This window comes from Flavobacterium algoris, assembly GCF_048158525.1.
Lineage (GTDB): Bacteria > Bacteroidota > Bacteroidia > Flavobacteriales > Flavobacteriaceae > Flavobacterium > Flavobacterium algoris.
The window spans coordinates 43,893-59,117 of the sequence record NZ_JBLNKT010000010.1 but is presented as its reverse complement, the minus strand read 5'-3'; the positions used below and the strand labels follow the sequence as shown (position 1 = coordinate 59,117).

The 15,225-nt window shown below is 33.6% G+C and carries 15 protein-coding genes; 6 read left to right on the top strand and 9 right to left on the bottom strand.

Going from position 1 to position 15,225, the window contains the following annotated elements; all coding sequences use genetic code 11:
- Positions 1 to 211: 211 nt before the first annotated feature.
- Together ACM55I_RS07560 and ACM55I_RS07555 are read left to right on the top strand one after the other, a co-directional pair.
- Positions 212 to 1,267 carry a sensor histidine kinase gene (locus tag ACM55I_RS07560; protein WP_416846167.1) on the top strand — a complete coding sequence of 352 codons (1,056 nt, stop codon included), beginning with the start codon at positions 212 to 214 and terminating at the stop codon, positions 1,265 to 1,267.
- Between the two features lie 95 nt (positions 1,268 to 1,362).
- A complete protein-coding gene (locus ACM55I_RS07555) occupies positions 1,363 to 1,773 on the top strand; it encodes an OsmC family peroxiredoxin (RefSeq protein WP_416846166.1) in 411 nt (136 codons plus the stop codon).
- Positions 1,774 to 1,843: 70 nt separating this feature from the next.
- Here ACM55I_RS07555 and ACM55I_RS07550 read toward each other — a convergent pair whose 3' ends face one another.
- From ACM55I_RS07550 to ACM55I_RS07525, 6 genes are all read right to left on the bottom strand, one after another.
- Complete coding sequence (locus ACM55I_RS07550) at positions 1,844 to 2,830, bottom strand: aldo/keto reductase (RefSeq protein ID WP_416846165.1); 987 nt, start codon at positions 2,828 to 2,830, stop codon at positions 1,844 to 1,846.
- Between the two features lie 30 nt (positions 2,831 to 2,860).
- The gene (locus ACM55I_RS07545; protein ID WP_416846164.1) at positions 2,861 to 3,544 is read right to left on the bottom strand and encodes an SGNH/GDSL hydrolase family protein; all 684 of its coding nucleotides are present in this window, start codon (positions 3,542 to 3,544) and stop codon (positions 2,861 to 2,863) included.
- Between the two features lie 145 nt (positions 3,545 to 3,689).
- Positions 3,690 to 4,577 carry a cysteine synthase CysM gene (cysM, locus tag ACM55I_RS07540; RefSeq protein ID WP_416846163.1) on the bottom strand — a complete coding sequence of 296 codons (888 nt, stop codon included), beginning with the start codon at positions 4,575 to 4,577 and terminating at the stop codon, positions 3,690 to 3,692.
- 1 nt (position 4,578) lies between these two features.
- Entirely contained in the window at positions 4,579 to 5,370 is a 792-nt protein-coding gene (gene epsC, locus ACM55I_RS07535) for a serine O-acetyltransferase EpsC (protein ID WP_416846162.1), read from the bottom strand.
- Positions 5,371 to 5,575: 205 nt separating this feature from the next.
- On the bottom strand, positions 5,576 to 6,880 hold the full coding sequence (locus tag ACM55I_RS07530; RefSeq protein WP_416846161.1) for an ATP-binding protein: 1,305 nt from the start codon (positions 6,878 to 6,880) through the stop codon (positions 5,576 to 5,578).
- Positions 6,881 to 7,191: 311 nt separating this feature from the next.
- On the bottom strand, positions 7,192 to 7,470 hold the full coding sequence (locus ACM55I_RS07525) for a DUF2752 domain-containing protein (RefSeq protein WP_416846160.1): 279 nt from the start codon (positions 7,468 to 7,470) through the stop codon (positions 7,192 to 7,194).
- 102 nt (positions 7,471 to 7,572) lie between these two features.
- On the opposite strand from ACM55I_RS07525, the gene ACM55I_RS07520 reads away from it, so the two are divergent.
- Both ACM55I_RS07520 and ACM55I_RS07515 read left to right on the top strand, forming a co-directional pair.
- On the top strand, positions 7,573 to 7,755 hold the full coding sequence (locus tag ACM55I_RS07520; RefSeq protein WP_416846159.1) for a hypothetical protein: 183 nt from the start codon (positions 7,573 to 7,575) through the stop codon (positions 7,753 to 7,755).
- The gene (locus ACM55I_RS07515) at positions 7,748 to 8,299 is read left to right on the top strand and encodes a Smr/MutS family protein (protein WP_416846158.1); all 552 of its coding nucleotides are present in this window, start codon (positions 7,748 to 7,750) and stop codon (positions 8,297 to 8,299) included. The genes ACM55I_RS07520 and ACM55I_RS07515 overlap by 8 nt, the downstream gene beginning before the upstream one ends.
- A gap of 130 nt (positions 8,300 to 8,429) precedes the next feature.
- On the opposite strand, the gene ACM55I_RS07510 is transcribed toward ACM55I_RS07515, so the two are convergent.
- The gene (locus ACM55I_RS07510) at positions 8,430 to 9,389 is read right to left on the bottom strand and encodes a hypothetical protein (RefSeq protein ID WP_416846157.1); all 960 of its coding nucleotides are present in this window, start codon (positions 9,387 to 9,389) and stop codon (positions 8,430 to 8,432) included.
- Positions 9,390 to 9,594: 205 nt separating this feature from the next.
- On the opposite strand from ACM55I_RS07510, the gene ACM55I_RS07505 reads away from it, so the two are divergent.
- Positions 9,595 to 10,515 carry an EamA family transporter gene (locus ACM55I_RS07505; RefSeq protein WP_416846156.1) on the top strand — a complete coding sequence of 307 codons (921 nt, stop codon included), beginning with the start codon at positions 9,595 to 9,597 and terminating at the stop codon, positions 10,513 to 10,515.
- A gap of 17 nt (positions 10,516 to 10,532) precedes the next feature.
- Positions 10,533 to 11,657, top strand: coding sequence for a cysteine desulfurase family protein (locus ACM55I_RS07500; protein ID WP_416846155.1), 1,125 nt, complete (start codon positions 10,533 to 10,535; stop codon positions 11,655 to 11,657).
- A 267-nt stretch (positions 11,658 to 11,924) separates the two neighbouring features.
- Here ACM55I_RS07500 and ACM55I_RS07495 read toward each other — a convergent pair whose 3' ends face one another.
- Complete coding sequence (locus ACM55I_RS07495; protein ID WP_416846154.1) at positions 11,925 to 14,147, bottom strand: glycosyltransferase; 2,223 nt, start codon at positions 14,145 to 14,147, stop codon at positions 11,925 to 11,927.
- 10 nt (positions 14,148 to 14,157) lie between these two features.
- Positions 14,158 to 15,195 (bottom strand): glycoside hydrolase family 130 protein, encoded by a 1,038-nt coding sequence (locus ACM55I_RS07490; protein ID WP_416846153.1) that lies wholly within the window; start codon positions 15,193 to 15,195, stop codon positions 14,158 to 14,160.
- Between the last annotated feature and the right edge of the window lie 30 nt (positions 15,196 to 15,225).

Sequence of the window (15,225 nt, the reverse complement as noted above, 5' to 3'; positions counted from 1 at the left end):
AGATTTTTATTGAGTAGCATCTTGAAGTCCGCAAAATTAAGGATTTTAGTTGGTATAATCATTCCGAAAAATAGTTGTCAGAGAGCAGAGATTTTAAAGACAGGTGTTTATTCGAATTTAAAATTTTCATTATTAACTTAAAATTAATTGTACGAATTTTATACTGTCATTATTAAGTATATCTTTACATTTCCAATAAACAGATTATTATATGGAATTGTATCGAAAATTATCAAAAATCAGTTTTCTTAAAAACAGTTATGCATACAAATTTCTTTTTGTTACGTTCCTAGGGATTCACATTCCATTGATTGGATTACTGTTTTTTGTTTTATATGGAAAACAGTCGGCTTCACCTCATTCGATTGTTATTTTTACATTAATCATGACTTTACTGGCTACAGGAATTACCTTGTGGGTATTGAAAAAATTGATAAACCCCATTGAATTAGCTTCAAAAGCATTGGATGCTTACAGAAGCACCAGAGTAGTATCTGAGTTGCCAACAATCTTTAAAGATGAAGCGGGTTTGTTAATGGCAAATATTCAGGAATCAATTGCAGAAAATGAAAAATACATCAATGATAAGCAAGATTTAGTGTATTTACTTTCACATGATTTGAGAAGTTTTGCGGGGAACTCCCAGTCATTGGCGAAACTTATACTAGAAGAATATCCATCAGATTTCATTCCTGAATATGCTGATTTGATTTGTCAATCTACGGAACAGCAATTTATTTTCATTGAAACTTTTATAAAACTAATTAAAGATGAAGATGAGATTTCAAAAAAAGTAATGGATACTAAAAACCTTCAGATGAGCGTTGTTTTTTCTCATGTAGGGGAACAAGTCGCACAAAAACTGGTAAATAAAAAAATAAAACTGATTACGACTATTGAAGTTGAGGAAGCTTCAGTGAAAATAGATGAAGATTTATTGATTCGGGTTTTAGTTAATTTAATTGATAATTCTATAAAATTCTCTCTTCCTGAAAGTGAAATAAAGGTTAGTGTTCATTTGAATAAAGAGCGATTAGCTTTTGTTGTTTCTGATTCGGGAATAGGTTTTGATCCAAAATATAAAGAAGAACTTTTTAAAAAGTTTACCAATAGAAGCAGATTAGGAACTGCTAACGAGCCTTCAACCGGAATAGGATTGTATTTGTGTAAAAAAATTGTCGAAAAATACCAGGGAAAACTCTTGGCAGAAAGCGAAGGTGTAAATAAAGGTGCTTTATTTTCAATTTTATTTGAGAATAGCAATTGATTCTGATTGAATTTTAAATTTTCGTTAATAAACGAAAATTCTGAAATCATTTTTTGATAAAAGAACTAAATTTGAGTAAACTAAAAACTATAAATATGAAAAGAAATGCAACTGCAGTCTGGAATGGTTCACTCAAAGAAGGAGCCGGGAAATTAACGACACAAAGCACAACATTGAAGGATACGCAATATTCATTCAAATCTCGTTTTGAAGAAGGAGTAGGGACTAATCCCGAAGAATTGGTTGCAGCAGCCCACTCTGGTTGTTTTACAATGCAACTTTCAGCTTATATTACTGAAGGAGGTTTTGAAATTGAAAGCATCGAAACGAAATGCGATATCGAATTGGTAGAAGGAACTATAATAACTTCTCATTTAACTGTAAATGCGAAAGTAAAGGAAATTACCGATGTGGTTTTTCAAGAATTGGTTACAAAAGCAGAGAAAAACTGCCCTATTTCTAAACTATTGAATGCAGCAATATCTACTACGGCTACTTTAGCATAAAAAGTAAGGATTCATATAAAAAAGGCTCGATTTAATTTTAATCGAGCCTTTTTTATTTTAATAAAATGGATTACCAAAGCTGGTGTACTTCAGGCTTGATATAGCGCTGATAAATTTCATTCATAGCGGTAATTTTTTCATAAGTCAATTTTGGTAAATCATAAACGGATAAATTAGACAATACATGACTTTCGTTTGATGCGCCAGGAATAATACAACTTACTTCATCAAAACTCAAAATCCATTGCAAAGCAATAGGAGCCAGATTTGTTGCATTTGGAAACAAAGATTTCAATTCTTCGACGGCTTTTAAGCCAAGTTCGTAATTAATACCGGAGAAAGTTTCCCCTTTGTCAAAAGCGTCCCCATTTCGATTAAAATTACGGTGATCTTGTATGTCAAAAGTTGTTTGAGCATTAAATTTCCCTGTCAGAAGTCCGCTTGCGAGTGGAACTCTCCCAATAATACCGATATCACGTTTTAGTGCTTCTTTGAAAAATAGTTCGGATGGACGCTGACGGAAAAGGTTGAAAATAATCTGAACTGTTGTCACATTTGGGAATTCAATAGCTTTTAGTCCTTCTTCCACTTTTTCGACACTGACACCAAGATTTAAAATTTTTCCTTGCTCTTTCAATCGATCAAACATTTCAAACATTTCCGGACGGTAAAATACTTCGGACGGAGGACAATGCAATTGGATTAAATCCAATGTTTCTAAACCGGTTCTTCTCAAACTGTCTTCTACGAATTTTTGTAGCACTTTAGGTTGATAGCCTTCATTGACATGGGGATTGATGTGTCGACCACATTTAGTAGCGACATAAATTCGTTCAGAGCGAGAACGAACTACTCGGCCTACGGCAGTTTCACTCAATCCATTTTCATAAACATCAGCAGTATCAATAAAATTTACACCATTGTCAATGGCAGTATTGATTAGCTGATCTGCGGTTTTATCGTTAAAGGGAGAACCCCATTTTCCGCCTACTTGCCAAGTGCCAAGAGATATTTCGGAGATTTCAAAATCTGTTTTACCCAGTCTGCGATAGTTCATTTTTTGTATTTTTAAAGTGACTTTATTTTTTTAGAAAACGTTGGTTATTGCTTTTTCGAGTATAGGAGCCATAACTTCATACCCTGTTTTGTTAGGATGTACACCATCATTAGAATAGGAGTTGGGTAGACCTTTTCTTCCATCAACCATAGCCGAATAATAATCAACAAACACAATGTCATTGGCTATTGCATATGTTTTTATCATTTCATTCAAGGCTACTACTTTTTCAGCAGGATTTTGATTGGGTCTCCAAGGAAAATCAAAAGCAGGCAAAACGGAACAAAGAATTACTTTAATCTGGTTCGCTTTTGCTAATTCGGCCATTGAGAAAATATTATTTGCAATCATATCCAGTGTAGACGGACCTGTGTTTCCTGCAATGTCATTTATTCCAGCTAAAATAACCACTGCAGTTGGTTTTAAAGCTATAACATCGGCTCTGAAACGAATCAGCATCTGAGGTGTTGTTTGCCCGCTAATTCCACGATTTATATATGGTTTTCCGACAAAGTATTCTGCATTTATAATTGACCAAAATTCGGTTATGGAATCACCCATAAATACAATTCTTTTTTGACCTGCTACTGTGGGTTTAAGATTCGTATTTTCGGTTTGATATTTATTTAAATTTGGCCAGTCTTGAGCCTGTGCTTTTCCTCCCATAAATAGTGCTAAAAATAGAATGCAGTAAATTAATGTTGTATTTTTCATTTGCAACCGAATTATAAAATTGTAAATCAGGAATTAGAGTTTAATTAAAAAGAAAAAAGTGCTCTTACTTAAAATTGAATCAGCCTTCCTTTTTATATCCGAAAGATACTGAAAAGGAAGGCTGATTTTATAAAAGTATTTCAATTTAGTCAAACAAATCCGAAGATAAATAACGATCGCCGCGATCACAGATAATGGCAACAATAACTCCCGATTCTATAGTATTGGCTATTTTTATGGCTGCTGCTACGGAACCACCGCTGCTCATTCCTGCAAAAACGCCTTCTTCAAGAGCCAAACGTTTGGTCATATCTCGGGCTTCTTGTTCGGTGACTTCAATAATCGTATCTACTTTTGAGGCATCGAAAATTTTAGGCAAATATTCTTGAGGCCATTTCCTGATTCCCGGAATTTGGGAGCCATCACTTGGTTGAGCGCCTACGATTTGGATTGTTGGGTTTTTCTCTTTCAAATAAGTAGAAGTTCCTATAATCGTTCCAGTAGTTCCCATTGCAGAAACGAAATGCGTTACAGTTCCCTCGGTATCATTCCATATTTCCGGACCAGTCGTTTTATAATGTGCTTTCCAGTTGTCATCATTTGCAAACTGATTCAGCATGATATAACCGCCTTCGGCAACTTTTTTATCAGCATAATCTCTAGAGCCAATGATTCCAGTATCAGCAGGTGTTAAAATCACGGTGGCACCATAAGCACGCATTGTTTGGGTGCGTTCTTTGGTAGAATCTTCCGGAAGAATCAATTCAATTTCGATATTAAATAATTGGGCAATCATCGCCAAAGCAATTCCGGTATTTCCACTGGTGGCTTCAATGAGTTTGTCTCCTTTTTTGATATCGCCTCTTTCCAATGCAGATTTAATCATATTGTAAGCTGCTCTATCTTTTACACTGCCTCCAGGATTATTTCCTTCGAGTTTTAATAAAAGTTTTACGTTTTTATTTTTAACCAAATTAACGGTCTCCACCAAAGGGGTATTTCCAATCAGGTCTAATAATTTTTGTGGCTTCATGCTAATTTATTTCTTTTATTTTTACTTCTGTAGTCGTGGTGTTGAGTACCATCGATTTTGCCGGAATAGATTTGGTAATCCAAGCATTTCCCCCAATAATACTATTTTTACCAATTACGGTTTCTCCGCCTAGAATAGTTGCATTGGCATAAATGCAAACATTTTTCTCCACGGTAGGATGTCTTTTTGCATTTTTCATGTCTTTGCTCACACTTAATGCTCCTAAAGTTACTCCTTGGTAAATTTTTACGTGTTTTTCAATCACAGTAGTCTCCCCAATTACAATTCCGGTGGCATGATCGATAAAGAAAGGCGATGCGATAGTTGCACCTGCGTGAATGTCTGTACCCGTGATGCGATGCGCGTATTCGCTCATTAATCTGGAGAAAAGCAATAGGTCTAATAAATATAGTTCATGGCTTAATCTATATATGGCAATGGCGTAGAATCCTGGATATGCCAAATAGACTTCTTCAATACTGTTTGAAGCAGGGTCATTTTCTAAAATGTAAGCAGCATCCTGATTCAGTTTTTCAAGTACAGATGGTAAACTTTCCAGATATTTGTCCCAAATAGAATCGCATAATGCATGTGGTTTTTTACAAGCAATTGCTGAAATTTCTTTGAATTGTAATTCAAGTTCAGCTATACTTTCATCCAGTGGAGCATTAGCATCAAATAGCGTATAGAATAATTTTTCAGTAAAGGCTTCCGTTTTCGTCTTGATTCCGTAGTTGATGGAGAAATGGCTTTTTAAAGCGCTAATATTTTTGATAATCAGATCTTTTGTCACGATTATAGGATTGAATTATTAATTTAAAAGCATAAAAGTAAGGCGATTTTTAGAAACAGTGGCAACATTAACACAAAGAAATTGGCATATTGAATGAGAATACAATGTTTTTCTTGATTGGTAACATTTTTAGGGATATTCCCGAAAAATATAACAATTATAATATTCTTGAATTATTCATTTGTCGCGTGCAAAAGAGTAAATTTTATGATACTGTCGTTTTTGGGTTTTTAGGGATAGTAAAAATAAAACTGGTACCATAAATTCCGTCAGATTCTATATGAATCTTTCCTGATTTTCCTTCGATGATTTTTTTGACAATCGACAACCCAATTCCAGTACTTTCTTTGACATCTCGGGCTAAAATAGTCTGAAAAACACCAAATACTTTTTCTTGGTATTTTTCGGGTATTCCAGGGCCGTTATCTTTTATGGTAAATTGATGAAAATCAGGTAATGAAAGATAAGTATATTCTATTTTTCCAATAGGTTTGTCGTTATATTTTACCGCATTGCTTATCAAGTTACTAAAAACCTGGTGCATTAATATTTTTTCAGTAGAAATAACGGGAAAATTGTTCCCAATAATAACTTCGAACCTATCCTTGGGTACTATAGATTCAACTATTTCTTCCAGCATTTGATGTAAATCTGCCTTTTCAACTTCGATATTAACAGTTCCAATGCGGGAATACTCTAAAATACCATTGATTAAGTTTTCCATCCTTTGAATTCTTCCTTGTAGTAATTTAAAATTTGAATTTGTTTCATCAGAAACGATATCTAAATCCTCAATAATCCATTCTGAAAGGCTGTAAATAGCTCTTAGTGGTGCTTTTAAATCATGTGAAACTATATAAGCAAATTGATCCAGCTCGTCGTTTTTTTTGTTAAGGACTATTAAAGCATTATGTAATTTCTCTTCTTCTGTTTTTCGATTGATTATGTCGAAATTGAGTATCTTGTTTTTGGCTATTATTTTAAATAAAAAATGCGACGTAATTAGGAATAATAATACCAGTAAGCTGGATTCAATTACTTCAATTAATAAATCATTATCCCATGATTTTGCGTCAAAATCCATTCCATATACTGCAATAGTTTTACCGGTAGTTTTATCTTTTATGGGTATATAAGCACTAACCCAAGTCCCCCATCTGTCGCTAGAAGGTTCTGTAATAATATCCTTTCCATCATTAAAAGCTTGGTAGGTTGGTCCATCTGCTTCAGTGTATTCTTGTCCAGGAGGAGAGTAATTTTTTGAAGTTTCAGGTTCTGAATCGACGATGAAATATATTTTCCCATTTTTTTGGGTATATAAATACGCAAAACTTGCTTTAGGATTAACCCGAACTATTTCCTTTAGATTTTTTTTTAATGCCTTATACTCGGGTCTGTTGATATCGGAAAGGTTTGCCTGAAGTGTTTTTAAACTTTCTTTCGGTAAGGATACTTCGATTGATTTCGCAATTTGTAACACATTTTCATCTCGATTATCTTTAAAGCGCATCCAAGTAAAGTAAAGATAGATTATACCTAGAATGAGAATTATAAAAAAAACAGTTTTTTGTAGAGTTGTTTTTTTAAGGTTGATTTTTTTCATAAAGGCTTTAATCAAAATAAAGGCAGGTATGTTTTTGTTACTAATAGATTAACTTCAAATGTAATTTAGAACCAAATTAATTTGATTTGTTATATTATCAAAAATAATAATTTTTATGACTTAGAAAGAATTTAAATGGTTTAATTTTTAATAAATCAAAACCTGATTTTTTATTCTTAAAGATTTATTTTCTAAAATTAGAAAAATAAAATTATCGCTTAATAGTGTTTATAGAAATAACCAGCAATCATAAATATCCCATTTAGGATTCCTATTCCAATTATGTATTTTTGATAATTATTTCGTTTGTCGATAAAATGTAAACTAATAGTTCCTAAAAATAATAGAGTAGTAAAAATGGCAGGATACATCTTGAAAGCGGCTATAAAATCACCTTGTAAAAGCAATAGAAGTCCTCTCTGAAAACCGCATCCCAAACACTCCACTCCAAAGAGTGTTTTGCTTAAACAAGGGAACATATATTTTTCTAAATCCAATGGTTTTTTCTTTTTACAATTTTACAAAAAAATAAGAAACGGTTGAGATAATAAATAGAGCAATTTTAAATTCATTACTTTTGGAAACTGATATTTAAAGAGATGAAAAAGTTTTTAATTCCCATAATGATTATTGCGATCATTATAGCTTTATATGAGCAAGTAAAAGCAGAGAAAAATGTTTATGTAATGGTTGTTACAATTGTTGTTTTTATGTTTGGAATGATGCAATTGAGCGCTAAGACACCAAGTAAAAATCAAGATAAAGAAGACGAAAATGTTTAATAAAGGAGATAAAGTTTCAGTGCTTGATGAAGCCATGAACGGAGTAGTGTTATCTGTAAAAGACAAGCAAGTAACGATAGAGACAGAGGATGGTTTTGTGATGACATTTTTTGTCAATGAATTGCTTAAGATAAACGATTCCAGTAATTTAATGGATTCTATTAGAAGAATTAATGTAGATGAAATTTCAAAGGAGAAAGAGATCCCAAAACCACGTAGTTTTGTCAAAGAACGTAAAGATAAACATGAAATTTCAGCTCCGGAGTTCGATTTGCACATCGAAAAATTAGTTCCTAACAAGCGTGGAATGTCTAATTATGATATTCTGACCTTGCAAACTGAAACGGCAAAAAGACACATAGAATTTGCCATTCGAAATCGCATTCCTAAGATTGTTTTTATACATGGTGTTGGTGAAGGAATCTTAAAAGCAGAGCTTGATTTTTTATTTGGTCGGTATGACAATATTGCTTTTCAAGAAGGTAATTATCAAAAATACGGTCAAGGTGCTACTGAAGTTTTTATAAAACAAAGCACTAAATAATTCTCGTTTTAGGTTTTATACAACACAAAAAAAGCATCGATTCTTAAGGATATTTTCAAATGAAAATATCCTTAAGAATCGACGCTTTTTTTAGGGTAAAATAGGCTTGACTTTAAATTTTTACTGGTGTTTAATTTGCTGTTAAAAGTTCGCCATAAATGTAGTTGTCACCTAATTTGAAATCATTATTTCCTTTCTTCATTGTAACATTTTTAAGCACGATAGTGTGTTTAAAACCGTTTGCAAAAGACGTTGTAGTTACTTCAATAATTCCACTTACATTTGAAACTCCGGCCACGGCAATCCACTCTTCACTTATCGCAGGAGTTGTGGGAACTGTAGTTGTGCAAAAATAGCTAGAGGTTAATAAACCTGAAAATAATCGATAGGTAAGCTTATTAACTGTTGCGCTTATAAGTGCGGTTCTAGGAGTATTTAGAGGAGTAGCACTATTAACAATCAAAGTAGGATCGATGTCTAATGTGAGCGCTTCGCTACTGTTATTATCGTAAATTTGTTTTGATGTTGGGCATTGTTCTAATGTTTTATCAAACCCAAATGGTAATGAAGTTGCTGAAGTAACATAATCTCCAAATGCAAATGTTTCATAGACTTGGGTACCACTACTTTTTGCAAAAGTGATATTTTTGAAAACAATATTGTGATTGTAACCTGTTATTTTGGTGCTGTTATCAGTTGCATTTGTAGTTTTTACAGCAGTAGTAAATATTTGAATTTTTCCAGCAGTAGCTGTCCATTGGTCTGTTACAATAGGTGTTGCTGGTGGTATAGATTCACAAATGGTAGGTGAGGCAACCGTTCCGTCATAAAAACGATATACGACTCTGTTAGTCGTATTGATATCTAGAATTACAGGAGTGTCAACCAAGCTGGGTTCGTTTAAGAATGTACTTGCTGGGATGTCAAGAAGTAATGATTCCTTTTCTTTAAGTTTATAGATGATATTATTATTGGTAGTGCATTTTTGTGTTGTAGCAGTTGAGAAATCAATAGTTTCCAAAGTCAAATTTCCATCATCACAGCTGTTTAACAGCAACGCTAAAACCAATAGGCTTGCAACTCTTTTCATATGTATAGTATTTGAAACAAAAATAGAATTTTTAATTTGTTCCAAATACATTCCTATTCAAAATCATTGAATTTAACAGCATTTTAGGCTTTTAGATTTTAAATAATGATTTAAAAACAATTGTCAATGCTTTCTTGATTTGACAAGAAAGCGTTAATTCAAAGCAAATAGAAATCATTATCTTTGCGTCAATTTAATACTGGATATGAGACTCAACAAATACTATTTAGCCGCTTTTTCTGCCTTTTTTGTCTGGGGTTTTTTTAGTTTAGCATTAAAACCATTGCATGATTACCCGTCTTTGGACATTTTATTTTACCGCGTTTTTTTTAGTGTTGTTACCATGCTGTTGATTAATCTTTCTTTTAGAAAAAAAGTTTTAAAAAAGGATTGGAACCATTTTAAAAGCATGGCTCCTAAACAGAGACGAAGTGTTGTTGTATTGACACTTGGAGGTGGCGTGTTTTTATCCTCAAACTGGTTTGTTTTCATTTATGTAATGAATCATATCAGTGTAAAAGCAGCTTCTTTAGCCTATTTAATATGTCCCATCTTAACCACGATATTCGCTTTTTTTATATTGAAAGAAAAGCTGAGTAAATGGCAATGGTTTGCAGTAATGATAAGTGCTTTTAGTTGTGTTTTATTGTCTATCAATCATTTTGAAGATATTTTCTACAGTCTTATTACAGCAGCAACTTATGCGATGTATTTAGTGAGTCAACGAAAGAATAGTGAATTGGATAAATTCCTTGTTTTGACCATTCAATTGGTTTTTACAGCCCTAATTCTCTTGCCTTTTTATCCAAATTATAGTGGAACCTTGCCCACAGAATCATTGTTTTACAGCTGTTTGTTAGTAATCGTAGTTTGTTTTACGATTATTCCTTTGTTTTTAAATTTGTATGCATTGAAAGGGATTAATTCGTCAGCAGTTGGAATTATGATCTATATTAATCCAATTATTGGTTTTTTATTAGCCATATTCTATTACCATGAACAGGTGACTACCCTTCAATTGTTTTCTTATTTTCTGATTTTGGTTTCAATAGTTGTCTTTAATGAGAAACTGATCTTTTCCAGAAAATTGAAAGGAGCACCATCAGAACTGGAAGCTTCAAAATAATTTTATAATTTCAAAAAATGAAAAAAGTATATCTCGATAATGCTTCTACAACAGCAATTCGTCCGGAAGTTATTCAAGAAATGACCAAAGTTATGACCGAAGATTATGGAAATCCATCGTCAACGCATAGTTTTGGGCGTAATGCCAAAAGTATTTTAGAACTGTCCAGAAAGTCAATTGCAAAACATTTGAATGGTACTGCGCAAGAAATAATTTTTACTTCCTGTGGCACTGAAGCTAATAATTGGATTCTTCGTTCTGCCGTTAAAGATTTGAAAGTAGAGCGAATCATTACCAGTAAAATAGAGCATCATGCCGTTTTATATACGATTTTAGTTTTGCAAAGCGAATACAGTATTCAGGTTGATTATGTGGCTGTTAAACCAAATGGCGAAATTGATATCACTGATTTAGTAGAGCTGCTTTCTCAGGAAAAGAAAACTTTGGTAAGCCTGATGCATGTGAATAATGAAACTGGAACTGTTTTAGATTTGGATAGAGTAGGACTAATTTGCCAAGAACACAATGTCTTATTTCATTCAGATACCGTGCAGTCCATTGGAAAAACAGCGATTGATTTACAAGCGCTACCGATTAATTTTATTGTGGCAAGCGCTCATAAATTTCACGGTCCTAAAGGGGTTGGGTTTGCTTTTATTCGAAAAAACTCCGGTTTGCAACCCTTGTTTTTTGGTGGCGAGCAGGAAAAAGGATTACGGGCAGGAACGGAAGCCCTACACCAAATTGCGGGAATGGCAAAAGCACTGGAGCTTTCTTATGCTAATTTAGAAGCAGAAAGAAAGCATATCTCTGAATTGAAAAATTACTTGATTGCCCAACTCGAAATTGAATTTCCAGCTTTTGTAATCAACGGAAGCGTTGATGGATTTTATAATATATTGAATGTTTTATTGCCTTTTTCTGAAGATAAAACCGCGATGATTTTATTTCATTTAGACATGAAAGGAATTGCAGTTTCTCGAGGAAGTGCCTGTCAAAGCGGAAGCATAAAACCCTCACATGTATTGGCGGAAATGCTTTCGAATGAAGATTTGAAAAAACCAAGTTTGCGTATTTCTTTAAGTCATTATAACTCAAAAGAAGATATTGATTTGCTTATTGAAGCATTGAAAAGTATTTAAAAAGTACGTATAAATGAACAAATTAGATATGTGCTGAATTTGTTTATTTTATGGCTAATGGTATCGTTGATCGCTTTTTTTTGCGTGAGTGATGGTAGTGGAGCTCTTTTTATTAGAGGCTTTTTTGCCTCTAATAAAAAAGCGGGAACGTACAGCACGACCCGAAGTTTTTACGGAGGGGCACGCCCAAATTAATATACTGTTGTTTATAGAATTAAGTCATTTGCAATTGCTGTTTTCAAAATAGAAATCACAGAATCAAATTCGTTAATTCACGGCATATTTTTCCATAATTAATCTCGCTTTGAAATAGCATAAGGTAGATTCTGCACCTTGATTGATGTTGATGTGTTTGTCTTCTAATCCATCGTAGGAAGCACCATTTTCAGGATTATACATGATTTGTTTCAGATGGTTATTTCCTAAAAACCAGATAAAAGCGAGTTTTAATTGGTCTTTGTACTTTTTGTTTTTGGTTACTTCATAAAATAAATCCAATGCAATAATTGTAGTGGCTACTTCAATAGGCTGCTCTCCATAGAAAACTCTTTCATTTTCTTTCTTGAACCAGCCTCTGTTAGAGATTACTTTTATCTGTCCTTTCATGAAATAATGAGAAAGGAGAAAATCAAATGTGATGGCCGCAATTTTTTTATACTTAGGATTTTTTGTAACTAAATAACTGTACATCATCGCTTCAGGCAAAACGTTATTGGCATAAGTCATATAATCTTCATACCAGCACCAATTTTCTGCTGAATTGATGTTGTAATGACGCAAAAGTTCATCGGCAAATTTTTCTATTTTTTGCTTTATACTCTCTTTTTTATGAGCTGAATAATAATGGTACAGCCCTTTCAAAGCATAGGCAATGGCTCTTGGAGATTTAATGTCGTCAATTCTTTTGATTGCGTTATTCCAACATTTTTCTGCCCGTACAATCATATCTGTAGGTACCGATTCTCTATGGGCAATCACGGTTCCCAAGCTCCATAAAGCTCTCCCGTTAGCATCTTCAAGATTAACTTCTCCATTTTGTTTCGTTAATTGATGGTCAAAGCTTTTGTAATTATCAAACCAGCCATTGTTTCGTTGAATTCCTTCTATGAAATTTAAATAGATACTGGCTAATTTTAAAGTTTTATTGTCTGGGAAAGCTTGGTTATACAATATCATATTGATTAATGCTCTGGCATTATCATCTAAAGTATAACCTGATTCAGGATCAGGCTGACTGAATTTTGAAAATTGAAGGATTCCAAAATCAGTGGTGAGTTTCTTAATATGGTCTAATTTTATTGGAGGAAAATTAAACTTTAAATCTTCTTCCCGATTCGTCAATTGGTCAAATAATAACCGATACTGAATAGCAATATTCTCCCATGTTGTGGCATGCGCCAATGAAAATGCATTTTTGCCCATGGCAATCCGTTCCGCTTTATTTTCGATAAGATGCAAAATTGCTTTTTCGAATTCTTCCGGTTGATCAAACCCATTCAATAGTATTCCGTTGCCATTTACAAGAGATTCAACAGCGTGCGGTATGGGAGTAGAAATAACGGCACAACCACAGCTCATCGCATAAGCAAAAGTTCCGCTGACAGCTTGATTGGGGTCTTTGGAAGAAAATAAATAGATATCCGAGACCGTTAAATATTCCAGTAATTGCCACAATTGAAGGTATTCATTGATAAAAATAACATTGTTTTCCAAACGGAGTTCATGGACAATACCCGTAAGGATGTCCCGATATTTTTCCCCTTCGCAACAAATTATTTCAGGATGCGTTTTGCCAATCACTAAATAAATAACTTCAGGATGTTTCTTGACAATTTCCGGCAAAGCGCGTAATACGGTTTCGATACCTTTGTTTTTATTAATTAAACCAAATGTGGACATCACTATTTTATTGGAGAAATCATATTTGTTTTTCAATTCCTCTTTTTGTTCCCATAGTACAGTATGATTGCCATGCGGAATTACGATTGTTTTCATTTTAGGCAATTCGTAATCTCTAATCAAAATTGTTTCTGAGTTTTTGGTAAGCACAATAATTTTATCAGATAAATCTGCGATGGCATGAACAATTTTCTTTCTTTTTTCATCCGGGTTTGGGAGTACAGTATGAAAAACGGTGACAATTGGTTTGTTTAGTGCTAGTATAAATGAGAGAATATAATCGCCATAATCTCCTCTAAAAAGGCCAAATTCGTGCTGAATACAAACCAAGCCAATATCATTTCGTTCGTTTATTTTCTCAGCAACCAGCCTATAATGCTCTAATGAATCAACAGGCAAAATATAGGTTACTTCAGCATTATAGGAGAAGTTTTGATCACTATTTTGCAAAGCACAGACCTCGACAGGAAGTGTTTCCCCAAAAACAATTTCCACTGCATTTACAATGTCATTAGAAAAAGTCGCTATCCCGCATTCTCTTGGCGAATAAGAACTTACAATTAGCATTTTTATTACTTTTTCAAATTTCATGGCGCTTTTTTTAAGGTTGTTTTCTTAATTCAAGAAGCAATTCGTTGATATTCATTTTAGCAACAGCAATATGTTTGTCAGCCGCACCATAGTATATGTAAAGCTCATTCCCGAACAATGCATGGCCGGTTGGGAATACGACATCGTTGTCTTCGCCTTCTATTTCCCATTGTTTGGTAGGAGAGAAGAGCGGATAGGGGAGTCTGGATATCTCCATTTCAGGTTTTTCTAGATGCAATAAAGCAGCTTTAGCATGATAGATTTTGCCTGTTGTTGTTTCGTGTACCCCATGATAAATTAGCAACCATCCATCAGGAGTTTCTATTGGGGGAACTCCAGCTCCAATGTAACTCATTTCGTAAGCATCTTTTGGATCTAAAAGAATATGATCTGTTAAGTTCTTCAGATAATTTTCCCAAAAAGATAAAGTTAAATCTTTCCAGTTGTCAAATTTTACAATTTGAATACCCGGCCATATTCTATGCAAAAGGACAAATTGTCCGTTTATTTTCCTTGGAAACAGTACCACATCTTTATCACGTAGTAAGCGGGTTTCATCACTTTTAAGTCCTATTTGTGAAAAAAGATTATAATATTCATGGTATTTCGGGTTTAGTTTACTCGCATTGCAAAAATTCACATGACTTTCATATTGCTGATAGTTAACCGGAGGTGTAATTATTCCCTGTTTTTCAAAATGTATCAAATCCTTAGAAGTAGCAAGTGCTCCCATAGCATTGATACCGTCATAAGCAGTATAGGTTATATAATAGGTATCTTCAATTTTTACAATTCTGGGGTCTTCGACGCCTTGTTTTTCATAATCATAATCTTGAACAATAATAGGTTTTTCTGCTCTTTCAACTATTTTTATCGGGCCTTCTGTTTTGGCATATCCAATGGTAGATAAATTTCCTTTCTGTACCGCTCTGTATAAAATATGTACTGTGTTTCCATCTTGATAAATACCAGGATTTAAAACTCCTGTACTTTCAAAAGTTCTTTCAGTTGGGCTTAGTATAATACCAAGTTTTTCTATAGTAACCATGAGTTGATTTTTTGTAATTTATTTTTTCGG